The following is a 24,302-nucleotide window of genomic DNA, read 5'->3' on the forward strand; positions in this document are numbered from 1 at the left end:
CCGATGTCCGACACCCCTGCTCGGGTCGCGGTCACCGACGAGGCGGCGGAGCTGATCCGCCGCCTCGTCGAGGCCAACGGCCCCGTGATGTTCCACCAGTCCGGCGGCTGCTGCGACGGCTCGGCCCCGATGTGTTACCCCGACGGCGACTTCCTGCTGGGGGAGGCGGACGTCCACCTGGGTGACCTCGAGGTCGGGCTCGACCGGCCGGTCGCGGTGTGGATGTCACACGCGCAGTTCGCGTACTGGTCCCACACGCACCTGACGATCGACGTCGTCGAGGGTCGCGGGGCGGGCTTCAGCCTCGAGGCGCCGTACGGCGTCCGGTTCCTGATCCGCTCTCGCCTCTTCACGGACGAGGAGTCAGCGGCGCTGGGCGAAGAAGCTCTCGAGCAGCTCGGCTGACTCGTCCTCGAGGACCCCGGCCACCACCTCGGGGCGGTGGTTGAGGCGGCGGTCGCGGACGACGTCCCAGAGCGACCCGACCGCACCCGCCTTGGGATCCCAGGCACCGAAGACGATCCGGTCGACGCGCGCGAGCACGGCAGCGCCCGCGCACATCGTGCAGGGTTCGAGGGTGACGACGAGGGTGCAGCCGTCGAGTCGCCACTCGCCGCGATCACGAGCGGCTGCTCGCACGGCCACGACCTCGGCATGGCCGGTCGGGTCGGCGTCGGCCTCGCGGACGTTGCGCCCCGTGCTCAGCACCCGGCCGGACGCGTCGACGACAACAGCGCCGATCGGTACGTCGCCCGTCGCCAACGCACCGCGTGCAGCAGCGAGGGCCGCGAGCATCGGCTCGCGCCAGGTCACCGAAGCGCTCACGCCGAGGTGAATCCCACGGCGTCGTCGAAGAGCTCGCCGAACCCGAGACGACGCGCCACGTCGGACAGCATCTCGTCGGGATAGAGGTCGTCGTCGTCGAGGAGCGCGGCGAGGTCCATGGCGTGCAGGCCGAGGTCGCCGAGCAGGTCGAGGTCGCCAGCGGCCTCCGGGTCGTCCTCGTCCTCGGGCATCGGCAGCTGGAGGAACTCGACCGCCGATGCAGCGAGCTCCCACTCGGCAGCCGCCGTGACGTCGGACAGCAGGACCCGCGTGTGCTGGCCGGCGACGCGCACCACCACGAAGAAATCCTCGTCGATCGCGACCAGCCCGACAGCACCGTGGTCCCCGGGGAACCGGCGAAGGGCGGACGCGAGCGTCTCCACGTCGTCGACGTGGTCGTGGGTCAGCTCGGCGACCTGCCAGACGCCTTCCTCTCGGTAGGCGGCCAGGGCGAAGTCGACGGCGTCGGCTGCGGTCACCGCACCAGAGTGACACCAAGACCCGAAACAGGCCAGGGGTGAGGGACCGGCCTTAGAGTGCGACTCATGCGAACTCTCGTCGTCGACCACCCGCTGGTGGCCCACAAGCTGACCGTGCTCCGCGACGAGACCACGGACTCCCCGACGTTCCGCAACCTCACCGACGAGCTGGTCACGCTGCTGGCCTACGAGGCCACGCGCGACGTCCGCGTCGAGCCCTCCGACATCGTTACCCCGGTGGCGCCCACGACCGGCGTGAAGCTCGCGACGCCGCGACCGCTCGTCGTACCGATCCTGCGCGCCGGGCTCGGCATGCTCGACGGGATGATGCGGCTGCTGCCGACCGCCGAGGTCGGCTTCCTCGGCATGGTGCGCAACGAGGAGACCCTCGAGGCCGCGACCTACGCCGAGCGGCTGCCCGAGGACCTCAGCGGACGCCAGTGCTACGTGCTCGACCCGATGCTCGCGACCGGCGGCACCCTCGCGGCGGCGATCCGGTTCCTCACCGCGCGGGGCGCCGACGACATCACGGCCGTCTGCCTGCTCGCGGCCCCCGAAGGCTGCGCCAACCTGGAGGCAGGCCTGGCGGGTCTCGAAGTGCCGGTCACCGTCGTCGTCGCCGCGATGGACGAGAAGCTCAACGACAAGGGCTACATCGTCCCGGGCCTCGGCGACGCGGGCGACCGCCTCTACGGGGTCGTCGGCTGACCCGTCCCAGGGCCCGAAAAGGCCCTCCGGCCTGAGGCCTTCATCACAGCCCAAGCGGGTTGTCTCTCCGTCACACTTCTCACCGACGCACAGTGAGCGGACATTGTGCATTCCGCCGTAACGGCGTGTGTAGGTTGACGTGCGCTGGATCCCCGGACCCCAGTCGGAAACGAGATAGTGATGCTCATCGGAATCCCCCGCGAGTCGAAGGCAGGCGAGACGCTCGTCGCCGCGACCGCGAAGACAGCAGGGCAGCTCCAGGCCCTCGGCTACGACGTCGTGGTCGAGTCGGGCGCGGGCGCTCTTGCCGACCAGGCCGACGAGGCGTTCGCCGAGGCCGGCGTCCGCGTCGGCACCACGGGCGAGGTGTGGGGTGCTGACGTCGTCGTCAAGGTCAACGCACCGACCGCCGACGAGATCGCTCGCCTCAACCAGGGCGCCACGATCATCTCGATGATGGCCCCCGCTCGGAGCCCCGAGCTCGTCGAGCAGCTCTCCGCGCAGGGGGTGACCGCGCTGGCGATGGACGCCGTGCCGCGGATCTCCCGCGCCCAGTCGATGGACGTGCTGTCCTCGATGGCCAACGTCGCCGGCTACCGCGCCGTCGTCGAGGCCGCCCACGAGTTCGGCCGGATGTTCACCGGCCAGGTGACCGCCGCCGGCAAGATGCCGCCGGCCCGGGTCTTCGTCATCGGTGGCGGTGTGGCCGGCCTGGCCGCGATCGGTGCCGCGGCGGCGATGGGCGCGGTCGTCCGTGCCTTCGACGTGCGGCCCGAGGTGGCCGAGCAGGTCGAGTCGCTCGGTGGCACGTTCGTCGAGGTCGACTTCGAGTCCGAGGTCTCCACCGACGGCTACGCCAAGGAGATGACGGCCGAGCAGGAGCAGGCGACCGCAGCGATGTACGACGAGGAGGCGCGCAACGCCGACATCGTCATCACGACCGCGCTGATCCCCGGACGCCCCGCGCCGCGCCTGGTCCACGAGGACACCGTCGCGCAGATGAAGCCCGGCAGCGTCGTGGTCGACATGGCCGCCGCCAACGGCGGCAACGTCGCGGGCACCCAGGCCGACCAGCGGGTCGTCACCGACAACGGCGTGACCATCTTGGGCTACACCGACCTCGCCGGCCGCCTGGCCGCGCAGACGTCGCAGCTCTACGGCACCAACATCGTCAACCTCTTCAAGCTGGTCACCCCCGAGAAGGACGGCCAGCTCACCCTCGACATGGACGACGTCGTCCAGCGGGGCGTCACGGTCGTTCAGGACGGCTCGGTCATGTGGCCGCCGCCGGCCGTGACCGTCTCGGCCACGCCGAAGACCGTCGAGGCTGCACCGGTCGTGAAGGAGGAGAAGCCGCAGCTCACCGCGCGCGGCAAGATGTTCGTCGTACTCGCGGCCATCGGCGCCTTCTGGCTGGTCAACGCCCTCGCCCCGACCGACGACCTCCGCCGCCACTTCACGGTGCTGATGCTCTCGATCGTGATCGGCTACTACGTGATCGGGAAGGTCGCCCACGCGCTGCACACGCCGCTGATGTCGGTCACCAACGCGATCTCCGGTGTCGTCGTCGTCGGAGCCCTCGTGCAGGTGCCCACCGACGACGGACTGGTCGTCGGACTCGCCGCGGCCGCGATCCTGCTCGCATCCATCAACATCTTCGGTGGCTTCGCCGTCACCCGTCGCATGCTCGCGATGTTCAGCAAGGGAGCCTGACCGCAATGGACATCGTCTCGATCACCGGCGCGGCCTACATCGTCGCTGCCCTGCTCTTCATCCTGTCCCTGGCCGGGCTCTCGCGGCACGAGTCGTCGCGGAGCGGCCTGACCTACGGCATGGTCGGCATGGGCGTGGCCCTCGTCGCCACGGTCGCAGCCGTCATCGACGGCAGTGACGCCCTCGACAACCAGGGCCTGGTCATCGCCCTGACCCTCGCCGCCATCGCGATCGGCGCGGCGATCGGCCTGTGGCGCGCGCGCATCGTCGAGATGACCGGCATGCCCGAGCTCATCGCGGCCCTGCACTCGTTCGTCGGTCTGGCCGCGGTGCTGATCGGCATCAACGGCCACGTCGAGGGGCCGCACGACACGCTCGCCAGCCTCCGGAACATCCACGAGGCCGAGGTCTCCATCGGCATCTTCATCGGTGCGGTCACCTTCACCGGCTCGATCGTCGCCAACCTGAAGCTGTCGGCGAAGATCAGCTCGGCGCCGCTCATGCTGCCCGGCAAGAACTTCATCAACGTCGGCTCGCTCGTGGTCTTCGCGATCCTGACCGCGCTCTACGTCGGCACCGACTCCGCCGACAGCAGCACCGCCGACATCCTCCTCGTCGCGCTCACCGTGCTGGCGCTGGCGCTCGGCTGGCACCTGGTCGCCTCGATCGGTGGCGGCGACATGCCCGTCGTCGTGTCGATGCTCAACAGCTACTCCGGCTGGGCCGCGGCCGCGTCGGGCTTCCTGCTCGGCAACGACCTGCTCATCGTCACCGGTGCGCTCGTCGGCTCCTCCGGTGCCTACCTGAGCTACATCATGTGCCAGGCCATGAACCGGTCCTTCATCTCCGTCATCGCCGGCGGTTTCGGCATCGAGGCTCCGGCCGGTGACGACAAGGACTACGGCGAGCACCGCGAGATCCAGGCCGAGGCCGCTGCCGACCTGCTCATCAACGCCTCGTCGGTGGTCATCACGCCCGGCTACGGCATGGCGGTCGCGCAGGCGCAGTACCCCGTCGCCGAGCTCACCTCCAAGCTGCGCGCCAAGGGCATCGACGTACGTTTCGCGATCCACCCGGTCGCGGGTCGCCTGCCCGGTCACATGAACGTGCTGCTGGCCGAGGCCAAGGTGCCCTACGACATCGTGCTCGAGATGGACGAGATCAACGACGACCTCCCCGACGTCGACGTCGTCCTCGTCATCGGCGCCAACGACACGGTCAACCCGGCCGCGGCCGAGGACCCGACCAGCCCGATCGCCGGCATGCCGGTCATCGAGGTGTGGAACGCCCGCGACGTGATCGTCTTCAAGCGGTCGATGGCCACCGGCTACGCCGGCGTCCAGAACCCGCTGTTCTTCCGCGAGAACTCGCAGATGCTCTTCGGGGACGCCAAGGACAAGGTGGACGAGATCATCCACCACCTGCCTGCGTGAGCTGAGCTCGCGGGTTTCGAGGCTCGTCGCTAGCGCTCCTCGCACCTCAACCACCGGCCTCCGCTGGTTGAGGTGCGAGCGAAGCGAGCCTCGAAACCTAGGTTTTGGGGGTCGGCGCAGTCCAGCCGTGGCGAATCGCGAGGAGGCGCCAGCCCGTGGTGAGGGCAGCGGCAGGGATCGCGACGAACGCCGTCGGGGCATCGAGCTCGAAGCCGATCGCGGCGACGGCCGAGCCGACGACCGCGGGGATCGCATAGAGCTCACCGCTCACCAAGACGACCGGCACCCGACCAGCGAGTACGTCGCGGATGAGGCCACCGCCGATGCAGGTGACCATGCCGAGCAGGGCGGCCGGCACCGGTCCGAGCCCGTGCTCGGCGGCCTTGAGAGCGCCCGCGACCGCGAACAGGCCGAGCCCGAACGCGTCGAAGATGTTGATCAGCCGGTCCATCCGGTAGAGCGCGGGGTGGAACCAGAAGGTCAGCAGGCCTCCCACCACCGGCACCAGCAGGTAGCGCCAGTCCTCCAGGGAGGCGGGCGGTGTCTCGTCGATGAGCACGTCCCGGATCCAGCCGCCGCCCAGGCCGGTGACGGTCGCCAGGACGAGCACCCCGATGATGTCGAGCCGCTGCCGGACCGCGACGAGCGCACCCGACACCGCGAAGACGCCGATGCCGAGCAGGTCGAGGATCAGGAGCAGCACGGCGTCATTGTCCCAGGGGGACCTCGGCGATCGTCTCGTAGCGGGGCCGGTTGCCCGGACCTTCCCCGAGGTGCGAGGCGATAACCGCCGCCTCGAGCACCGGCCAGTCGGGACCGGTGTAGGTCTCCAGGAGCCGCACCCAGCTGGATGTGTCGTCAGGACGACGCAACCGCGCGATCGTCAGGTGCGGCCGGAAGCGCTGACCGTCCACCTCGGTGCCGACGGACACGGCAGCGTTGCGCGCCCGCCCCGCCATCCGCTCGAGTACGACGTCAGCCCCCTCGGTCTCCGGGAGGACACCGACCGCCAAGGCGCGGGTGTGGGCCGCGTCGGGGAAGGCCACCGCGCCACCGAGCCGGACCACGGGGATCGGGGTGCGGGCGAGGCCGTCGGCCAGCCGGTCCGCATAGTCGTCGACGAGGTGGTCGGCCACGTCGGCCATGAAGGCGAGGGTGATGTGGAACTGGTCGGCGCGGGTCCACCGGAAGTCAGCGGCCGATGCCCGGCGCGGCTCGAGGAACTCGTCGAGGTGCTCGATGACGTCGTCAGGCGGGACGATCGCCGCGAAGAGACGGGTGCCCACTCAGCCGATCCGCGTCCCGAGGAGGGATCCAACGAGGAGGGTGACCCCCATGGCGAACACGCCGCCGAGCACGTTGCGCACCACCGCCGGCCAGGGACTGGCGTAGCCGAGCTTGGCCGAGGCCCAGCCGGTCAGCGCGAGCGCCGCCGCGACCGCGATCGCCGTAACGAAGAACCGCTCGGGTGCTGGCAGCAGGATCGTCAGCAAGGGGAGCAGCGCGCCGAGCGAGAACGACACCATCGATGCGAGCGCCGCGTTCCACGGGCGCGTCACGTCGTCGATGTCGATGCCGAACTCGAACTCGGCATGGGTGCGGAGGTCGTCCTTCGCGGTCATCTGGATCGCGGCCTGTCGTGCCACCTCCGGGGAGAGCCCCTTCTCCTCGAGCATCTCGGTGAGGTGGTCGAGCTCCTCCTCGGGCATCCGCTCTAGGTCGTGGCGCTCGGCCTCGATCAGAGCGAGCTCGGCGTCACGCTGGGTCGAGACCGAGACGTATTCGCCGGCGGCCATCGACAACGCACCGGCGACCAGGGCGGCGACGCCGGCGATGAGGATTGCGGAGCGGTCATCAACGGCACCGGCCACACCCATCACGATGCCGGCCGTGGAGACGATCCCGTCGTTGGCACCGAGCACACCGGCACGCAGCCAGTTGAGCCTGTTCCCGAGGCCCTCGGTGTCGCCGTGCTCGTGCACTACTTCGGCGGCAGAGGTCATGCGGCCCATCGTCCATTCCGAACCCGGGCCCCGCAACGAAGGTGAGCCTCGGCTCAGCGACTTCGCCCAAACCGCCGCGCCGGTCGGGCGCCGGTGAGAGGTTGGAACGCATGTCTCGGTCTTCGTCTCTTCTCGGTGCGGCCGTCCTCGCGATCTCGACGCTCGGCGTCGCTGCCACGGGCGACACCGCTTCGGCCGGCGTACCGACGTGCCACGACCAGACGGCGACGATCGTCGGGACACCCGGCGGCAGCATCGACGGGACCGACGGGCCCGACATCGTCGTCACCAACGGAGCGACCGAGATCCAGACCGGCGACGGGGACGACCTCGTGTGCGTCACCGGCGGCTCGGGCAAGGACGACGCCGACGTGCAGACCGACGACGGTGACGACGTCATCGACGCGTCCACGAGCACGAGCGGCACGAGGCGCGTCTACCTCGGCGACGGCGACGACACCTACACCGGCGGGCCGGGGCCGGACCAGGTCGTCGCCGGCGACCCGGGCGAAGGCCGTGCGGGCGAGGGTGCCGACACCGTCGCCACCGGCGCCGGGTACGACTACGTGGTGACCGGCGGGACCGCGTCGGCTCCTGACCACGACGCCATCGACCTCGGCCCGGGCCGCGACGATGTGACGGTCGAAGGGCCGGTGGATCCCGGCCTCCCTCTGATCGGCGGCGAGGGTCGCGATCGGCTCGCGCTCGAAGGCAGCACCCTGCGCCACTTCCTGCGGATCGACAACGTCCTGGGACGGGCGACGGACGACGACGTGGTCGCGATGACGTGGTCAGGCATGGAGGACTTCCGCCTCGCACCCTCCGCCCCGTGGGAAGCGCCGTCCTTCACGGGCAACAACGGCGCCGAGCACATCTGGACGTCGGTGCCACTCGGGGAGGCCCGCCTCAACGGCGGCGACGACCGGCTCAACCAGGACATCTACGAGGGCCGACTCCTGGCCGATGCGTTCTTCGAGGGTGGCCACGGCCACGACACGTTCATCCTCATGGCTGGCGCGGGCGACCAGGCTCGGCGCGTCGTCTACGACCGCAGGAACGGGTCGATGCTCTTCGAACGTGGCCAGCAGTTCAGCGACATGCAGGTCGACGGTTTCGAGCGGTTCCGCTGGTCGGCCCGCAGGCTCGAGGTCTATGGAACCGCGAGCCCGGAGCACTTCGAGTGGTCCGGATGCCACGGCTTCGTGGCAGGGCGGGGTGGTGATGACGTGCTTGAGCTGATCAGCGTTCCCGACGCCGATTGCGGGACCTATGGCGAGGATGCCGACCTCGTGACCCGAGGCGGTCCCGGTGACGACCGACTGCTCGGCAACTACATGCCCGACATCCTCCTCGGCGGGCCAGGCACTGATGTGGCTCGCGGAGATCGCGGCAACGATCGCTGCGTGGCCGAGACCGAGGTTGGCTGCGAGCGTTGACGCCGCCAGGAGCCGCCTAGCCTGGGGACACCCATCCCGGACCAGGAGGCTCTCTTGATCTTCATCACCGCCAAGTTCCGCATCAAGCCCGAGCATGCCGACGCCTGGCCGGAGATCTCGCGCTCCTTCACCGAGGCCACCCGCGCCGAGGACGGCTGCCTCTGGTTCGACTGGTCGCGCAGCGTCGACGACCTCGACGAGTACGTCCTCGTCGAGGCGTTCGTCGACGGCGAGGCCGGCGGCAGGCACGTCAACAGCGACCACTTCAAGGCCGCGCAGGGGGTGCTGCCGCCGTACCTCGCCGAGACGCCACGCATCGTCAACTTCGACGTGCCCGGCACCGAGTGGTCCGCGCTCGGCGAGATGGCCGTCGACTGATCAGGCCGCGTGGGCTCCCGCCTCCGCACCCTCCAGCGCGGTCGCGAGGATCTCGCGGACGTCACTGACGATGTGCACGGTCACGGCGTCGAGCACCTCGGCAGGCACGTCGTCGAGGTCGGGCTCGTTGCGCTGGGGCAGGTAGACCTCGGTCAGCCCGGCCCGCTGCGCGGCGAGCAGCTTCTGCTTCACGCCGCCGATCGGGAGGACGCGCCCGGTCAGGGAGACCTCTCCGGTCATGCCGACCTCGGCCCGCACGTTGCGGCCGGTGAGCAGCGACACCAGCGCGGTGGTCATCGTGACGCCCGCCGACGGGCCGTCCTTCGGCACCGCGCCGGCAGGCACGTGCAGGTGGATCGGCTTGTCGAGCAGAGCGGTGTCGATGCCGAGCTCGGCCGCGTGCGCGCGCACGTAGGACAGCGCGATCTGCGCCGACTCCTTCATCACGTCACCGAGCTGACCGGTGATCGTGAGCCCGCCCTCGCCGGGCAGTGACGACGCCTCGATGTAGAGCACGTCGCCACCCATGCCGGTGACGGCGAGGCCCGAGGCCACCCCGGGGACCGCCGTACGCTCACGCGACTCCGGCGTGAAGCGCGGCCGCCCGACCAGGTCCTTCAAGGACGCCTCGTCGACGACGGCGGGCAGTTCGCCGAGTGCCACTTTGCGGAAGGCCTTGGCGAGCAGCCGCTCGAGCACGCGTACGCCGGCCTCGCGGGTGTAGTTGGCCGCGAGCTCCCGCAGCGCGTCGTCGGTCACGGTGACCTCGTCGGCGGTCACGGCGGCGCGGTCGAGCTGACGCGGCACCAGGAAGTCGCGCGCGATGGCGACCTTCTCCTCCTCGGTGTACCCGTCGATCGTCACGAGCTCCATCCGGTCCAGCAGGGCGGGCGGGATGGTCTCCAGGACGTTGGCCGTCGCGATGAAGAGCACGTCGGACAGGTCGAGGTCGAGCTCGAGGTAGTGGTCGCGGAAGGTGTGGTTCTGCGCGGGGTCGAGCACCTCGAGCAGCGCGGCCGCGGGATCACCGCGGAAGTCGCTGCCGACCTTGTCGATCTCGTCGAGCAGCACGACCGGGTTCATCGTGCCGGCCTCCTTGATCGCGCGGACGATGCGGCCGGGGAGCGCGCCGACGTAGGTGCGCCGGTGGCCGCGGATCTCGGCCTCGTCACGCACGCCGCCGAGAGCCACCCGCACGAACTTCCGGCCGAGCGCACGAGCGACGGACTCGCCGAGCGAGGTCTTGCCGACACCCGGAGGGCCCGCCAGCAGGATGACCGCGCCGGAGCCCCGGCCACCGACGACGGACAGTCCGCGCTCCTCGCGCCGGGACCGGACGCCGAGGTACTCGACGATCCGCTCCTTCACCTCGTCGAGCCCGTGGTGGTCGGCGTCGAGGACCTCGCGGGCATCGGTCAGCGAGGTGTTGTCGGCGGTCCGCTCCGACCACGGCAGCTCGAGCACCGTGTCGAGCCAGGTGCGGATCCAGCCACCTTCGGGGCTCTGGTCGCTCGAGCGCTCTAGCTTGTCGACCTCGCGCAGCGCGGCCTCGCGCACGGCCTCGGGCAGGTCGGCCGCCTCCACGCGGGCGCGGTAGTCGTCGGAGTTTTCGCCGTCGGTCTCGCCGAGCTCCTTGCGGATGGCGCGGAGCTGCTCGCGGAGGAGGTACTCGCGGTTGCGCTTCTCGACCGACTCCCGCACGTCCTCGTCGATCTTGTCGCTGACCTCGGCCTCGGCCAGGTAGTCGCCGGTCCACTCGACCAACAGCTCCAGCCGGCGCTCGACGTCGGGCGTCTCGAGCAGCTCGCGCTTGCGATCCGTGGAGAGGTACGGCGCCCACCCCGCCGTGTCGGCCAGCGTCGACGGGTCGTCGATGGCGTTGACGGTGTCGATGATCTGCCATGCCTCGCGCTTCTGGAGCACGGCGATGACGAGCTTCTTGTAGTCGGCGGCAAGCTCACGGACGCGCGCGGTCAGCTCGACCGGCTCGACGGGCTCGACCTCGACCCACAGGGCCGCGCCGGGGCCGGTGACGCCGCTGCCGATGCGAGCGCGCTCGCCGGTCCGCAGCAGCGCTGCCGGGGCTCCCCCGCGGAACTTGCCGACCTTCTCGAGGGCGGCCACGACGCCGTACGACGCGTAGCGGTCGTCGAGGCGGGGCGCGACCAGGATCTCCTCCAGGTCCGCCGCGCGGGCGGCGTCGACGGCCGCCTGGGCCGGCTCGTCCAGCTCGATGGGGACGACCATGCCCGGGAGCAGGACGACGTCGTCGAGAAACAGAACCGGGAGCTGCTTTCGAACTTGAGTCATGTCGGCTCAACTCCGCGGAGGGCCTCTCCGTTCCCGGTCGTCGTTCGCTCCTGGCGAACGCAACCCTGACGAACGCCTCACAGACGACGCCAGCGCTTCCTACAGTGGCATTGCCTCTCTGTTCGTCGGGCGGCTCCCCAACAGAAGGACCCACTGTGATGCGCTCCCTCGTCGCTCTCGCCCTGACCACCGCCCTGACGATGCCGCCCGCGAGCACGGCGGTCGCCGACACCGGCCCACCGATGTGCGGCGGCCTGGCCGCGACGATCGTCGGCACCGACGGCGACGACGACATCACAGGGACCGACGGCGACGACGTCATCGTGGGCCTGCGCGGCGCCGACACGATCAACGGAGGGCGCGGCGCGGACCGCATCTGCGGTGGCGGCGGAGCCGACTACCTCGAAGGGCACGGCGGTTCGGATCGGCTGCACGGCGGCGCCGGAGGCGACTTCATCGACGGCGGCGTCGGCGGGTGCTGCGGCCCGGGCAACACCGGCGACGACTTCATCGCGGGCGGACTCGGACACGACGTGCTCCACGGACCGGACAGCTCGGCCACCGGCAGCACCATCCACGGGCGCGGCGGCGCTGACCAGATCTTCCTTTACGACGGCGGCGTGGCCTACGGCCACAAGGGCGATGACGAGCTCTCGCAATGGGGCGGCGACTCGGTCCTCGACGGCGGTCAGGGCGCGGACGTCCTCGGCAACGCCGGAGATCCAGGCGTCGACGACGTGACGCTGCTCGGAGGGGACGGGCCGGACACGCTCACCACCGACGACACGACCGGCACGACCGCGATGGACGGCGGGCCCGATATCGACACCTGCAGCGGCGGCACGTCGGCGGTCAACTGCGAGGGATGAGCACTCCCCCGGCACCGTGACGTGATCACGGCGCCGAGGGAGTCGGATCTCAGAAGCCGAGCTCGCGGCCGATGAGCTCCTTCATGATCTCGTTGCTGCCGGCCCAGATCTTCGTGACGCGGGCGTCGCGCCAGGCGCGGGCCACGCGGTACTCGTTCATGAAGCCGTAGCCACCGTGGATCTGGACGCAGTGGTCGATGACCTCGTTCTGCATCTGCGAGGACCACCACTTGGCCTTGGCGGCCTCGACAGCGGAGAGCTGACCCTCGGCGTGCGCGGCGACGCACTTGTCCATGTAGGCCTCGCACACCTCGACCTGGGTGACCAGCTCGGCCAGCAGGAACTTGATGTGCTGGAAGCGGCCGATGGACTGGCCGAACGCCTGGCGGTCCTTGGCGTACTGGATCGTCTCGTTGAGGATCTGCTTGGCGTGGTGGGTGTTGGCGATCGCGCACGCGATGCGCTCCTGGGGGAGCTTCTGCATCATGTGGATGAAGCCCATGTTGAGCTCGCCGACGATCTCGGCGTCGGTCACCCGGACGTTCTCGAAGAACAGCTCGGAGGTGTCGGACTCCTCCATGCCGACCTTGTCGAGCTTGCGGCCGCGGCTGAAGCCCTCGGCGGTCGCCTCGAGCGCGAAGAGGGTGATGCCCTTGGGGCCCTTCTCCGGGTCGGTCCGCGCGGCGGTGATGATCAGGTCGCCCGAGAAGCCGTTGGTGATGAAGGTCTTAGAGCCGTTGATGACCCACGAGTCGCCGTCGCGGACGGCGGTGGTCTTCAGCGCGGCGAGGTCGGAACCACCGGAAGGCTCGGTCATGCCGATGCCCAGCAGGATCTCACCCGACGCGACGCCGGGGAGCCAGCGCTGCTTCTGCTCCTCGGTGCCGAGCTCGACGATGTAGGGGGCCGTGATGTCGGAGTGGATGCCGACACAGGTGGGCATCCATGCGCCGACCTTGGCCATCTCCTCGGTCAGGACCGCATTGAAGCGGAAGTCGTCGGCGCCGGCGCCGCCGTACTCCTCAGGGATGGCGAGGCCGAGCATCCCCTGGTTGCCCGCCTCGAGCCAGAACTCGCGCGGAAGGGACTTCTCCTGGATGTACTTCTCGGCGTTCGGAGTGACCGAGCGCTCGATCCAGGTGGCGGCAGACTCACGGAACGACTCGTGGTCCTCGTTGTAGATGTCACGCTTCATGAGCACGATTCTACTCGCGAGTAGCCTCCGTGCCACTGGTCGCCGGACCAACGCGAGACGGCATCAGTAGTGCAGCCAGCACAAGCAGGAAGGCACAGCCCGCGACGGCCAGGAAGACGGTCTGCAGCGCAGGATCGAGTACGGCGGCGGGCAGGTCGGCGAGGTCGACGGCGCCCGCCGCCTTCGCTCCCCCGAGGCGGTCGGCGACGACCGCGTTGGCGATCGAGCCGAACGCCGCGACACCTACCGCGCTGCCGACCGACCGGGCGAACATGTTGGCGCCCGTCGCGACGCCACGCTGACGGAACTCGACCGCCGACTGGAGCGCGACGATGCTCGGGCTGACGACGTAGCCGAGACCGAGACCTAGGACGGCACACGCGACCGCGACCAGCCAGATCGGGCTGTCCGGCCCGACGAGCGTCAGGATGCCTGCGCCGATCGCGCCGAAGGCGCTCCCGAGGAAGAGGCAGGACTTGAAGCCACAGCGCAGGTAGACCCGTCCCGAGGTGCTGGCAGCGATCGGCCAGCCGATCGCGAGCGCGGCGACCGCGAAGCCCGCGACGGTCGCCCCGGCGCCGAGGACCTGCTGCGCATAGACGGGGATGTACGACGTCACGCCCAGCATCACCACACCAGCGATGAAGCCCGCGACCATGGCCGCGTTGAGGACGCGGTGCCGGAACAGCCAGCCGGGCAGCACGGGGTCAGCGGCGCGGCGCTCGACGCCGACGAAGAGGATCGCCAGGAGTGCGGCGCCACCGAGGGCCGCGGCGCTCTGCCACGACCACCACGGCCAGCGGATGCCGCCCTCGAGGAGGCCGAGCAGCAGCAGCGCCGCCGCGGCAGCCACGAGGAACGCGCCGGTCCAGTCGATCGGGCGGCGCTCGTGGTGGTCGGCCAGCGAGGCCTTCTCGTCGAAGCGCACCCACAGGACCGCGGCAGCGAGCAGGCCCAGCGGGACGTTGATCCAGAAGATCCAGCGCCACGACAGGTGGTCGGAGAAGAAGCCGCCGAGCGTCGGTCCGATCACCGCCGACATCGCCCAGACGCTCGCGATGTAGCCCTGCGCGACGGCCCGCTCGGCGACCGAGTAGATGTCGCCCATGATCGTCATGCCGGCCGGCTGGATCGCGCCGGCGCCCAGCCCCTGGAGAGCCCGGAAGGCGATGAGTGCGCCCATGCTCCAGGCGACCGCGCAGAGCACGGAGCCGAGCACGAAGGTCCCGATGCCGAACAGCATCAGCGGCTTGCGGCCGAAGTTGTCGGCGAGCTTGCCGTAGATCGGGGTGCTGATCGCCTGGGTGAGCAGGTAGGCCGAGAACATCCACGGGAACTGCGTGAAGCCGCCCAGGTCGCGCACGATCGCCGGCACGGCGGTGGCGAGGATGGTCGCGTCGATCGCGATCAGCGCGATCGCGATCATCACCGACCCGAGGATCGGACCCCGATCGCTCCGCAGTCCGACCGAGGCTCGGGTCGGGGCTGCGGTGGTGGTCACACCTGGCGGCAACCCCGACCTGCGCTCGGGCATTCCCGGTCGTCCGGCCTCCACGTCGTGTCCGCGATTCCTCCGGTACTCCGACGGCCCCGCCCGCTGTTAGCGTCCGATCGGAATCATGTGCCTGGCTCGGAGACCGCACACCTGGACGCAGCGGAGAGCGAGGACCCCCGTGCCCGACTTGTCAGTCGACAGCGCCAACCTTCGCGCAGGTGCGTCACAGTTGTTGCGCGTGGCTGACGTCTTCGCGAGCGAGGCGCGCGCCGTCGAGGGAGCCCTCGATCGTGCCATCGACGTGATCAGCGCCGAAGGTGGCCACCGGGACGTCGTCTCTGCCCTCTCCGAGCTATTCAGGTCAGCGCGCGCCGGGCACGATCGCGTTCGCGAGCATGCGTTCGACCTGGTCGAGATGCTCAGGGAGTGTGCCGAGGAGTACGACGCCACGGACATCTTCCTCGCCCACCAGGCGAGCGAGGTCATATGAGCACGACGTGGCTGGAGGTCGCCCGGCCCGGCGGACGCGCGGACGATCTGCTCCACCTTGCTCATCAGGTTCGTCGCGGGGCGGACGACATCTCCTTCCTCCGGCACCCCCTCGCGATGTCAGCCGATCTTGCCACCGCTGAGTGGTCCGGTCTCGCCGCCTACGCGTTTCACCACCAGCACCAGATGACGCAGGGAGCGATCACCCAGATCGGCGACCTCCATCGAGAGGCTGCGGCAATCATCGAGGCCTACGCCGAGAAGTTGGACTCCACCCAGAACACGGCGCGCACCGCGGTCGACCAGATCCACTCGGCACTCGACAGCTACACCGCGCAGGCCCGCGCAGCGTTCCAACAGATCGTGAGGATGCTCCGAGGGGCACTCGACAACCCCGTGGCCGACCTGGTCGGCGATGTCTTCCCCGCGGTCGAACGGATCGTCGACCGACTGCTGACCTGGCAGCCCCCCACCCACCTGTCCCCAGCACTCATCTGCCAGCCAGCGCCGAGCGCGTCGTTCACCTCCGGGGCTGTCGAAGCTGCGCTCAGCGCGACGGACTGGGGCATCGCCCGGCTCCTCGACGGCATCGACTCCGTCCTCCATTTCATCGGCGACCTGATCCATGGCGCTATCGGGCTGGTGAAGAAGGCAGAGGACTTCCTGTCGCGGGCCGTCGCCGCTGCGCAGGACCTCGCCCGTCGCGCGTTCGAGGCGCTGGTCGACTTCGGGCGTGATTGTGCGCGGAAGATCGCCTCGATCGGTCATGCGGTGTACGACGTTGCCGTCGAAGCGATCTCTCAGGGCGTGTACATCGCCCGTCACTTGTGGAGCGAGTCGGCGAACATCGTCGAGCAGTGGCTGAAGCAGAAGCTGGGCATCCGGAACATGCACGGCACCTATCCGCTCAACCGCTTCCCTGCGCACAGCCGGGAGCGTTTCGAGGAGCTAAAGGACCTCGCCTCGCGCGTCTACGACGACACCGAACCGGACAAAATCTGTACGCCGAGCGGCAACTACCGGCGCCTGAGCCCGGCCGAGCTGCGCCAGCTCGGCATCACACCCCAGATGCTGGACGACGGCCACGGCGGGTTCTATGCAGCCGTGTTCTACAACGAGGACACTGGTCAGTACGTCCTCAGCTTCCGCGGCAGCCAGTCCGCCACCGACTGGCTGGTCCACAATCCCCAGAACGCGGCCGGCGTCACGACCGACCAGGGCCGTCGCGCCGTCGACCTTGCCGTGGCACTCGCCCAGCAGGTCGGCTCGGGGAACATGACGGCGGTCGGGCACTCGACCGGCGGCGCGCTGGCAGCGATTGCAGCGGTGGCAACCGGCGCGCAAGCCGTCACCTACAACGCTGCCGGGGTGGGGCAGGGCAACCTAGACTATGCCCTTAACGCGTCCGGCGGTCGACCCAGCGGATCGATCACCAACTACGTCGGCCCAGCTGACCCGCTCACAATCGGCCAGCAGCACACCACCGGATCCGATGCCCTAGGGAACCAGGTCACCACCGACACGACGCCAGTCACCGACTTCACCGACAACCCCATCGACGCGGTCACGGACCGGCATGGCCTGGATTCGATGCTGTACCCCGGATCCGCGAGCATCTGAGCAATGACGATGACGACCTCCTCCCCGCAGCCCCAACTCCGGGTGTCCTTGCCCGGCCGCTGGACCCGCACCGAGCTTGCCGATCCGTCGCACGTCTCCGCCAGCACTGGTGCGCTGGCGGACTTAATCGGCGATCACGTCGGCGACCAGCTCGGTCACAATGCACTTCGCGACCAGCTGGAGCGGACCGCCCTCAACGAGCGGCGAGACGGATCGGCGCTTTTCTACTTCCTCATCGCTCCAGAAGCGTCCGAGCCCTGGCCCCTGCTGCTTTTCGTCGGCCAATCACGCACCGAGCTGCCGGGGGGCGACGTGGCCACCGTGTCAGCAGGACCCTATGGCGGGGTGCTCCGCACCTATCAGGAACGACCAGTCGAGGGTCCGCTAGGCATCCCGTTCGGCCGCCTGTCGTACCGGATCCCGGTCAGCGCGGACCTGTCGTTCGACGTCGTCTTCCGCTTCTTACCCGTCGACGATCCCGCACCCCTCTTCGACCACTGTCAGCGGATCGTCGGCGCTGTCGACGTGGGCTGAGCCACTGGGTTGTCGTCACTTTCGCTAGTGACGAACCGGCTTCAACAGTTGCTAGCGTCCGATGGGCGAGGAGCCATGTCTCCTCCATCACATCGACAAGAAACCCAGGGGATGACATGGCAAACGTTTCCGTTTCCTACCAGGACCTCGAGGCCAAGGCCCGCGAGTTCCGCAACCACCAGACCGAGATCGAGGGCCAGCTCACGACCCTCAAGGGCAAGGTGGACCAGCTCGTCTCGGGCGGCTTCGTCACCGATGCGGCGTCAGGTCAGTTCCAGGCGTCGTACGACGAGCTCAAGCGAGGGCTCAGCAGCGCTCTTGAGGGGCTCGACGGCTTGGCCACGTACCTAGAGAAGGCCGCCGAAACCTTCCGCAACGTCGACGACGAACTCGCGCGCGCGCTCCGCTGACTCGGACACTCGAATGGCGGGACCAGCCGTGAGGCGGTCCCGCCATCGTGCTTTTCCGGATGCGCGCCACTCAACCGATCGCCGGAGCGATCGTGGCGACCTGTATCAGCCGGCCGTCGCCCATGTGCAACCAGCCACGACCGGGCTGCGGGGCCCCGCCGACCAGCGACCGCGGGAGGCGAAAGCCGATCGCATCGCCGTCCCCCCACGCCTGCGGAGAGAGCAGCAGGCCGCGGCGGGCCTTGCGCGCCTCGTTCAACCAACCCATGCTGGCCGACGAGAGCGCGTCGGCATCGCCGGCGACGGCAAGTGTCGCCCGAGCAGTGCCGCGGGCGACCTGGACCAGGTAGTCCCCGATGTCGGCCATTCTCAAGCCCTCGGCGTCATCAACGACGATCAGGACCGGTTGGTCGGCGCTCTCGACCAATGACGCGATCTGGTCTGGCGGGCCGTCCCCCGTCAGCACTGAAAGGACCCCCGGTTGCTCTTCGAGGGATCGCACGACGCTTGGCCGCGGAGCGACCCCCACCACCATGCCGCCGGTCGCGAGCCAGCTGAGTGCCATCTGCAGGAGGACGGTGCTCCGACCGGAGCGTCCGGGCCCACCGACGATGAACGAAGTACCGCCTGCCCTAGTCAGTCCGTACGCCGACAGCTCGTCGCCGCCGACGCCCACGGCAGCGAACGGCTCCTGGACCGACGCAGCGTTGATGGCGAGCACAGCGTCGAGACCGATGGTCGACGGCAGGCTGTCCACGCGGAACGGCGGCCGGGTGTGCGTCGAACGGCCCGTCGCCCGAGCGCCGATGTCAACGAGCGCAGCGGCCTGAGCCTGGCCTGAGACGTCGTCAGCCAGGACGTACACCTGCGTCTCAATACCGCCTGGGCGAAACCCTCGGCCATCCGGTACTTGATCAGGCATCTGGCGCGGGTTGAGCCCAACCAAGCCGTAGTCATCCTTCTCCGCGAGCCTAAGAGTCAGCTTGTTCTCGGTCATTGCCGCTAGTCGCCCGTAATAGGGCAAGCTCCGGTCGCCCGTGATGACGAGGTGGACCCCGAGGCTGGCACCTTCGCGGAGAATCCGCATGATCGCTGCGGCGTTGTCCTCGTCTTCTCCGAGGGTTGGGATGAATGCCTCCCACCTGTCGAGCATGACGACGAGGTGCGGGAGTGGCTCCAGCCCGGAACTGCGCTGCTCAGTAATGTCGCCGAACTCCCGTTCAGCGAGAAGCCGCTGACGAGCGTCCATTTCTTCACCGATTCGGGCCAGCAGACGTGCAGCGCGTTCACCCTCGGTGCGACTGACCACGCTGCCCGTGTGTGGGAGCGCCGCGAGCGCGTTGAGCGCACCGTTTCCACAGTCGATACCGTAGAGGTGGACGTCCACCGGAGATGCGCTCATTGCGATCGACCCGGCCAGCGTGCGCAGTACCTGCGATCGACCGCTGCGCGGCGATCCGATGACGAGCAGGTGGCCATCACGGTCGAGGTCGAAGTATGCGACGCACTGTTGCTGGAGGCTCGGCAGGTCGCTGAGACCGTAGGGGAAGGGCGGCACGACGCCTTCGGCGAACGGCACACTGACCGGGAGGACGAGCCGCGTCGCCATCGGCGGCAGCCAAGGGCTCCGCTGTGCCGGCACGTCTTCCGCCCGGCCCGCTCCGACTACCGCTGCTACAAGCGCTGCGAGGTCCGTCTCGTCAACCTCTGTCTCCTTGCGCGCGGGGGCGGTCGGGGGCGGGTAGCCCAGCGCCGACCATGCGAGGCGAGCGACGAAGGGAGGTGGGAGATCGGTGGCCGCTGCTCCCGGTCGGCGGCCACCAACCCGGCCCGATTGGAACGGCTGAAGCGTGCTCGCACCCAACCGGGCATACGCCCGACCCGGTGTCGACTTCGAGATCCGGAAGGCATCGGGCACGTCGATGACGTCGGTACTGTCCGAGGCGTCGCGCACACGAAGGGCGATCCGCATGTTGGTGTTGGCCTGGATCTCGGGCGATACAACCCCGCTCGGGCGCTGGGTCGCAAGCAGGAGATGGATTCCCATGCTCCGACCGAGCTGCGAGATGCTGACCAACCCATTGACGAAGTCGGGGAGGTCCTTAAAGAGCTGTGCGAACTCATCAATGACGATGAGCAGCCGAGGCAGCGCAGGACGGTGCGGCTCCTTCGAGCGAAGTCGCTGGTAATCCTCGATGTCCTTGGTCTCCGCCTTGGCCAGGAAGTGCTCTCGGTACTTCAGCTCGGCCTTCAAGGAGGCCAGCGCCCGCACCACTAGGTGCTGGTCAAGGTCATTGACCTTTCCGACCACGTGCGGCATCTCGGCAAAGGCCTTAAAGGCACTGTCGCCCTTGTAGTCGACGAGCACGAAGTTCATCGCATCTGGCCGGTTCGCGACCGCCAGCGATGCGACAATAGTCTGGAGGAGTTCGGTTTTTCCGGATCCGGTCATGCCCGCGATGAGTCCGTGCGGCCCGTCTACCTTGAGGTCGAGGCTGAACGACCCGGTCAACCCGATGCCAAGGACCATCTCAGTGCTCTGAGGCCTAAGAACCCAACCGGCGCGGATCGCTTCCGGTGTTGGCGGATCCAGCGCCAACACGTCGAGCAGACGTGCGGCGTCCGGCAGAGAACTGCCCTCCTGTGTTGCACCAACATCGCGAAGTGGCGCGATGGCCCGCGCCACCCTGTCCGCCCATTCCGCTGACACACCCTCCCGCAAGAGACCCTCGATCGGGAGTTCTCCGCTCCGCCGGAGGACTCCCCGGACCGATTTTTCGGCGTCGACCTGAAAGGTGGCTGTGCAGCGCTCCGGAAGCGCCTTTTCGTGCTCGGCCACGCAGACTGCGAAGACCCCCACAGGTGGACCGTCGACCAAGACCTCATTGAGCCCGGGAATGGCCCTCAGCTCTCGGTAGCCATGCAGGACCACCACATGCGCCGGGAACGACCCTTGGGTTGCACGGTGCTCCTTCTGGAACTGTTCGCGCTCGGCGATCAGCGCGCTCAACGCGGCGACTTGGGCGGTGCGGGTCTCGTCATCAAGGCCGATCATGGCGAGCGGTGCTTCGGGGTCGTCGGGCCGGAGGTGCGGCAACCACGACAGCCAGGACCACTCACTACCGCCGCGGGCAGTCAGGAAGGACAACGATAGATCGCGCGGCGCATGGTGGACCGCAAGTTGCGCGACCACCCAGCGCGCAAGGTCATCGATCTCGGAGTCCGGACCCGCGATCCCGACGACGCCATCTTGCACCAGCGAGAATCCCGCCGGTACGGCGCGCGCGACGTGATCGTGCTCCGTCTGAGCTCCAGTCAGGCGCACTGACGACGGAAGATCAGCCGTACCGAGGCGAATCTCCAGGAAGTCCGGGTCGTGTCGACGCCGTTCCCACAGACGCTTCCCGGGGAGGAGTGCGGTAACGAAAACGTCGCCTGCGTCCGGCGCCAACGCACGCAGCCGGCGCTGTTCCTCGTCGATGGCTTCTGTCAGCCGATCCTGCGCCGCAGCGAGGTCCAGGTGGTACTTCTCGACCTCCGCCTTGTAGTCCTTGGCGTTCCCGACCCGGTCGGAAATGTAGTTGCCGAGCATCATCATGGGCGACATGAACGCGAACATGAGAAACAGCGGGTTGTAGATCACGGCCATCACGATCGCGAACGGGATCGGCAGGATCATCGCAATGACAGGGAGCCGGCGCGGCTTGTGCTCGGTCGGCGGCCGCGGTACCTCGATAGAGGGCGTGCCGACGTGAGGGAGCACACGCGGGGGCCGAAGGAAATTCGCCCACCCGGGCTCGGCCGGTTCGACGACGGTCTCGGAACCGCGCGCGAGCCTCAGTTCCACCAAGGAGTCGCCGATCTCGAGGAGCTGCCCTGGCAGCCAGGACTGCCCTTGCGCATGAGGCAGTCGCGCACCGTCAAGGACGGTACCGTTGGACGACCCTAGGTCGGTGACCGCGACCCCGTCGGCCGTCACCGCAAGAGCGCAGTGGCGTCGGGAAAGTGACGTGTCGTTCCACGCAAGGGTGGAGCTGCGCCCAATCTCGTGGGTTCCAATCGGCAAGGCGTATACAAATCCCGATTGCGGACCACCGACAACATGCAATTGCAGGCCAGCTGCCGGAAGTCCGGTACGACGTGGCGTGCCGTCACCCTCGATGATGTCCCCGTGCAGCAGGCCGGTGTTTGCCACGGTCCCGCCGCAAGATCCGCCGCCCTGATCGAATATGCCCAGTTCGGCGCGGATCGCCGCAGTAAGCGCGGCTGCCGGTGTCGCGTCGTCGCAATCAACGAGCACGTCGACCGCCACCGGCCCGTCGACGACCGTGCAACTGATGCGCATCAGCGGCTCAACTCGGTTCCGGCTGCACGATGATGGTCCCCGGCGCAGTCGGGAAATCTCCCACACTGACCTCGAACAAGCAGTCCCCCCAGGTCCGGATCTGGCTTGTGCCGTCCTTGTCGAAGGTGATGTTTCTGCACTGGACTGGCTGGATGCGGAACAGACCGCCTGCGGCCTCCTTGATGGCGCCTGAGTCAGTCTCACGAACGTCGGTCGAGTACATGACCTCGTCTCTCGCGCCCTCGCGACCGCTCACCCATAGCGGGCGCACGACGATTGTCGGCCCCGCCTCCGCGCCTGGCCCGTGGAAATACACGGTTTGGGTGGGAAGCACGTCGACGGTGATGCCATCTAGTCGCTGGGCAAAGTAGTACGGCTCGGTAATTGCGGGGTCTTCTAGCGCATCGCGGGTGACTTCGGTCGCCTCGCGAGCCCAATCTTGAAGGCGAGCCTCGGCCTCGCTCGCCTTGAACTCGTGATCGACAATCGCTGTGAAGGTCGAAACGCCGCCAGCAGGAATTTCAATCGGGATAAGAAACCCGCAGCCCGCTTGAACGCTGGTACTCCCAGGGACGTTCGGCATGATGCTCTCGTCGTTCCAGCGGACGTCCCCGCAATCTCCTCCAAGCGGCAACGCTTGGAACACCTCTCCGCCGAGTGGAACCTTCCCTGCGTGATAGGTCAAGTCGAGCGTGATCTGTCGATCCTCTGGGTCGTACATCACCCGGCCATCGACGCGCAGACCCGAGGCCCAGTCGTCGGACAGCACTGCATCTATGTCTCCGCCGGCGCCAGGTTCCACGCTGGTGGACGACGCATCCTTCGTCGCCCGATCGCGCGGCGTGGTCCCCATCGTTAGCGCGTAGCCGCCCGCGAGAATGAGAACCGCCGTGGCAGCACCGAGGGTCCACCACCACCACGGCCGACGGTTCTTCGAACCATGTACCAGTTCGACCGCGGGCTCAAGGACCGGCTTTGTGGGCCCGCCCGGCGCCAAGAGGTTCGTCGCTTCGCCTCCCAGAAGCGATAGCTCAGGCGAGAGGGCCTCGACCTCGCCGGTCGTTGCGAGCTGCCGAGGAGCGAGCACCGCGTCTCCGTGCAGGTTGGTCGCACCGACGTCGACGCCAGTGACCGGCTCCTGAACGTGCACGCGCGCCGATGCGTTCCGACTAACCGCGGGCGCGTCGGGCCACGACACCGGCGTTGGCTGGACCGATAGCGGGGGCGCGGCGAGGACATCGACTGGTAGTTCGCGCAGCGCACTCGCGGCTTGCTCTGGGTTCAGCCGGACGGAAGGGTCTTTCGCCAGCATCGAAGCAACGAGTTGCCACAGCGGGGCAGGAAGCGGGAGCGGAGGCGGCGCCGACCGAACGTGCCGGTTGCCAATCGTGTGGGCGGTTCCTGGTCCGGCGAATGGCGTTCGTCCGGCCAGCAGTTCGTAGAGGGTAATGCCGACGGCGTATACGTCGGACGCCCCGCTGAACCTCCCCTCCTCGAAGAGCTCGGGCGGCATGTACGACGGCGTCCCGAGGAGGCCGGTCGCATCGACCGTTGAATCCTGGGCGAGTCGGGCGATACCAAAGTCGGTGAGCAGCACCCGTCCGGCGACCGCGCCCTCGCCCTTGGCGAGCAATACGTTGGCCGGTTTGACATCACGGTGCAGGCAGTGGGCCGCGTGAGCGACGGCGAGGGCGTCGAGGATCCGCGCGGCGATCGGTACCGCATCTGCGGCTGGAAGTGTTCCAGCCGCGGCAAGGTGCCTTCGCAGGTCACCGCCGTCGACCAGATCCATGACAATGGCGAGGCGGTCTCCCTCGACCACTAGGTCCCGAACCTTGACCAGAGCGGGGTGGTCGAGACCCATCAAGATTGATCGTTCCTGGATGAACCTCGCGACGATGTCCGGCTCCGTGGTCAACTCCGGGCGCAACAACTTTGCCGCAACGTGCTCGCCGGATGTCAGGTCGAGAGTGCGCCAGACCTCGCCCATGGCGCCACCATCCAGCCTTTCGACCAGCTCGTAACGGCTGCCGAGGGCCCGCCTGCTGCTGACGTCCATC

General features: G+C 68.6%; 21 protein-coding genes. 11 read left to right on the forward strand and 10 right to left on the reverse strand.

Annotation, left to right across the window (positions count from 1 at the left end; translation table 11 throughout):
- Nucleotides 1-3: 3 nt before the first annotated feature.
- Nucleotides 4-405, forward strand: coding sequence for a DUF779 domain-containing protein (locus F0U44_RS05515; RefSeq protein WP_149727191.1), 402 nt, complete (start codon nt 4-6; stop codon nt 403-405).
- Here F0U44_RS05515 and F0U44_RS05520 read toward each other — a convergent pair.
- Together F0U44_RS05520 and F0U44_RS05525 are read right to left on the reverse strand one after the other, a co-directional pair.
- Nucleotides 364-795, reverse strand: coding sequence for a nucleoside deaminase (locus tag F0U44_RS05520; protein ID WP_149727566.1), 432 nt, complete (start codon nt 793-795; stop codon nt 364-366). The two genes, F0U44_RS05515 and F0U44_RS05520, sit on opposite strands and share 42 nt — an antisense overlap.
- Nucleotides 796-821: 26 nt before the next feature.
- On the reverse strand, nt 822-1,304 hold the full coding sequence (locus F0U44_RS05525; protein WP_149727192.1) for a tRNA adenosine deaminase-associated protein: 483 nt from the start codon (nt 1,302-1,304) through the stop codon (nt 822-824).
- 66 nt (nt 1,305-1,370) lie between these two features.
- Between F0U44_RS05525 and upp the strand changes: the two genes are divergently transcribed.
- From upp to pntB, 3 genes are all read left to right on the forward strand, one after another.
- Entirely contained in the window at nt 1,371-2,012 is a 642-nt protein-coding gene (gene upp / locus F0U44_RS05530; protein ID WP_149727193.1) for a uracil phosphoribosyltransferase, read from the forward strand.
- 180 nt (nt 2,013-2,192) lie between these two features.
- Complete coding sequence (locus F0U44_RS05535; protein ID WP_149727194.1) at nt 2,193-3,725, forward strand: Re/Si-specific NAD(P)(+) transhydrogenase subunit alpha; 1,533 nt, start codon at nt 2,193-2,195, stop codon at nt 3,723-3,725.
- 5 nt (nt 3,726-3,730) lie between these two features.
- Nucleotides 3,731-5,158: a Re/Si-specific NAD(P)(+) transhydrogenase subunit beta gene (gene pntB, locus F0U44_RS05540; RefSeq protein ID WP_149727195.1), complete on the forward strand. Its 1,428-nt coding sequence runs from the start codon at nt 3,731-3,733 to the stop codon at nt 5,156-5,158.
- A gap of 97 nt (nt 5,159-5,255) precedes the next feature.
- Here pntB and F0U44_RS05545 read toward each other — a convergent pair whose 3' ends face one another.
- Genes F0U44_RS05545 through F0U44_RS05555 form a run of 3 tightly spaced genes read right to left on the reverse strand, consistent with a single transcriptional unit; the run spans nt 5,256 to nt 7,161 of the window.
- Entirely contained in the window at nt 5,256-5,861 is a 606-nt protein-coding gene (locus F0U44_RS05545; RefSeq protein WP_149727196.1) for a trimeric intracellular cation channel family protein, read from the reverse strand.
- Between the two features lie 4 nt (nt 5,862-5,865).
- Nucleotides 5,866-6,444, reverse strand: coding sequence for an RNA 2',3'-cyclic phosphodiesterase (gene thpR / locus F0U44_RS05550; protein ID WP_149727197.1), 579 nt, complete (start codon nt 6,442-6,444; stop codon nt 5,866-5,868).
- Nucleotides 6,445-7,161 (reverse strand): VIT1/CCC1 transporter family protein, encoded by a 717-nt coding sequence (locus tag F0U44_RS05555; protein ID WP_149727198.1) that lies wholly within the window; start codon nt 7,159-7,161, stop codon nt 6,445-6,447.
- Between the two features lie 110 nt (nt 7,162-7,271).
- Here F0U44_RS05555 and F0U44_RS05560 point away from each other — a divergent pair, with 110 nt between their 5' ends.
- Both F0U44_RS05560 and F0U44_RS05565 read left to right on the forward strand, forming a co-directional pair.
- Nucleotides 7,272-8,597, forward strand: a complete 1,326-nt coding sequence (locus F0U44_RS05560) for a hypothetical protein (RefSeq protein ID WP_149727199.1) — start codon at nt 7,272-7,274, stop codon at nt 8,595-8,597.
- 54 nt (nt 8,598-8,651) lie between these two features.
- Complete coding sequence (locus F0U44_RS05565; protein ID WP_149727200.1) at nt 8,652-8,975, forward strand: putative quinol monooxygenase; 324 nt, start codon at nt 8,652-8,654, stop codon at nt 8,973-8,975.
- On the opposite strand, the gene lon is transcribed toward F0U44_RS05565, so the two are convergent.
- Nucleotides 8,976-11,285 carry an endopeptidase La gene (gene lon, locus F0U44_RS05570; protein ID WP_149727201.1) on the reverse strand — a complete coding sequence of 770 codons (2,310 nt, stop codon included), beginning with the start codon at nt 11,283-11,285 and terminating at the stop codon, nt 8,976-8,978. It abuts the gene before it with no gap.
- A gap of 158 nt (nt 11,286-11,443) precedes the next feature.
- Here lon and F0U44_RS05575 point away from each other — a divergent pair, with 158 nt between their 5' ends.
- Nucleotides 11,444-12,154 carry a calcium-binding protein gene (locus F0U44_RS05575; protein WP_149727202.1) on the forward strand — a complete coding sequence of 237 codons (711 nt, stop codon included), beginning with the start codon at nt 11,444-11,446 and terminating at the stop codon, nt 12,152-12,154.
- 49 nt (nt 12,155-12,203) lie between these two features.
- Here the strand turns inward: F0U44_RS05575 and F0U44_RS05580 are convergent, their stop codons facing one another.
- Nucleotides 12,204-13,349 carry an acyl-CoA dehydrogenase family protein gene (locus tag F0U44_RS05580; RefSeq protein WP_149727203.1) on the reverse strand — a complete coding sequence of 382 codons (1,146 nt, stop codon included), beginning with the start codon at nt 13,347-13,349 and terminating at the stop codon, nt 12,204-12,206.
- Nucleotides 13,350-13,359: 10 nt separating this feature from the next.
- Entirely contained in the window at nt 13,360-14,850 is a 1,491-nt protein-coding gene (locus F0U44_RS05585; protein WP_246160313.1) for an MDR family MFS transporter, read from the reverse strand.
- A gap of 232 nt (nt 14,851-15,082) precedes the next feature.
- On the opposite strand from F0U44_RS05585, the gene F0U44_RS05590 reads away from it, so the two are divergent.
- The 4 genes from F0U44_RS05590 to F0U44_RS05605 all read left to right on the forward strand — a co-directional run bounded on the left by F0U44_RS05590 (nt 15,083) and on the right by F0U44_RS05605 (nt 17,897).
- Nucleotides 15,083-15,334, forward strand: coding sequence for a hypothetical protein (locus tag F0U44_RS05590; protein ID WP_149727205.1), 252 nt, complete (start codon nt 15,083-15,085; stop codon nt 15,332-15,334).
- A complete protein-coding gene (locus tag F0U44_RS23265) occupies nt 15,331-16,953 on the forward strand; it encodes a Tle-like phospholipase domain-containing protein (protein WP_223163578.1) in 1,623 nt (540 codons plus the stop codon). The genes F0U44_RS05590 and F0U44_RS23265 overlap by 4 nt, the downstream gene beginning before the upstream one ends.
- A 3-nt stretch (nt 16,954-16,956) precedes the next feature.
- Complete coding sequence (locus F0U44_RS05600; RefSeq protein ID WP_149727206.1) at nt 16,957-17,487, forward strand: hypothetical protein; 531 nt, start codon at nt 16,957-16,959, stop codon at nt 17,485-17,487.
- Between the two features lie 116 nt (nt 17,488-17,603).
- Nucleotides 17,604-17,897: a WXG100 family type VII secretion target gene (locus F0U44_RS05605; RefSeq protein WP_149727207.1), complete on the forward strand. Its 294-nt coding sequence runs from the start codon at nt 17,604-17,606 to the stop codon at nt 17,895-17,897.
- A gap of 70 nt (nt 17,898-17,967) precedes the next feature.
- On the opposite strand, the gene F0U44_RS05610 is transcribed toward F0U44_RS05605, so the two are convergent.
- Entirely contained in the window at nt 17,968-22,242 is a 4,275-nt protein-coding gene (locus F0U44_RS05610) for a type VII secretion EssC family protein (RefSeq protein WP_149727208.1), read from the reverse strand.
- 7 nt (nt 22,243-22,249) lie between these two features.
- Nucleotides 22,250-24,301 carry a serine/threonine-protein kinase gene (locus F0U44_RS05615; protein ID WP_149727209.1) on the reverse strand — a complete coding sequence of 684 codons (2,052 nt, stop codon included), beginning with the start codon at nt 24,299-24,301 and terminating at the stop codon, nt 22,250-22,252.
- Nucleotide 24,302: the final 1 nt, after the last annotated feature.

Source organism: Nocardioides humilatus (assembly GCF_008373755.1).
GTDB lineage: Bacteria > Actinomycetota > Actinomycetes > Propionibacteriales > Nocardioidaceae > Nocardioides > Nocardioides humilatus.

Excerpts from the sequence above, each read along its gene's own strand:
- F0U44_RS05515 (WP_149727191.1), top strand. The coding sequence starts at position 4 with ATGTCCGACACCCCTGCTCGGGTCGCGGTCACCGACGAGGCGGCGGAG.
- F0U44_RS05520 (WP_149727566.1), bottom strand. The coding sequence starts at position 795 with ATGCTCGCGGCCCTCGCTGCTGCACGCGGTGCGTTGGCGACGGGCGAC.
- upp (WP_149727193.1), top strand. The coding sequence starts at position 1,371 with ATGCGAACTCTCGTCGTCGACCACCCGCTGGTGGCCCACAAGCTGACC.
- F0U44_RS05535 (WP_149727194.1), top strand. The coding sequence starts at position 2,193 with ATGCTCATCGGAATCCCCCGCGAGTCGAAGGCAGGCGAGACGCTCGTC.
- pntB (WP_149727195.1), top strand. The coding sequence starts at position 3,731 with ATGGACATCGTCTCGATCACCGGCGCGGCCTACATCGTCGCTGCCCTG.
- F0U44_RS05555 (WP_149727198.1), bottom strand. The coding sequence starts at position 7,161 with ATGACCTCTGCCGCCGAAGTAGTGCACGAGCACGGCGACACCGAGGGC.
- F0U44_RS05560 (WP_149727199.1), top strand. The coding sequence starts at position 7,272 with ATGTCTCGGTCTTCGTCTCTTCTCGGTGCGGCCGTCCTCGCGATCTCG.
- lon (WP_149727201.1), bottom strand. The coding sequence starts at position 11,285 with ATGACTCAAGTTCGAAAGCAGCTCCCGGTTCTGTTTCTCGACGACGTC.
- F0U44_RS05575 (WP_149727202.1), top strand. The coding sequence starts at position 11,444 with ATGCGCTCCCTCGTCGCTCTCGCCCTGACCACCGCCCTGACGATGCCG.
- F0U44_RS05580 (WP_149727203.1), bottom strand. The coding sequence starts at position 13,349 with ATGAAGCGTGACATCTACAACGAGGACCACGAGTCGTTCCGTGAGTCT.
- F0U44_RS23265 (WP_223163578.1), top strand. The coding sequence starts at position 15,331 with ATGAGCACGACGTGGCTGGAGGTCGCCCGGCCCGGCGGACGCGCGGAC.
- F0U44_RS05600 (WP_149727206.1), top strand. The coding sequence starts at position 16,957 with ATGACGATGACGACCTCCTCCCCGCAGCCCCAACTCCGGGTGTCCTTG.
- F0U44_RS05605 (WP_149727207.1), top strand. The coding sequence starts at position 17,604 with ATGGCAAACGTTTCCGTTTCCTACCAGGACCTCGAGGCCAAGGCCCGC.
- F0U44_RS05610 (WP_149727208.1), bottom strand. The coding sequence starts at position 22,242 with ATGCGCATCAGTTGCACGGTCGTCGACGGGCCGGTGGCGGTCGACGTG.
- F0U44_RS05615 (WP_149727209.1), bottom strand. The coding sequence starts at position 24,301 with ATGGACGTCAGCAGCAGGCGGGCCCTCGGCAGCCGTTACGAGCTGGTC.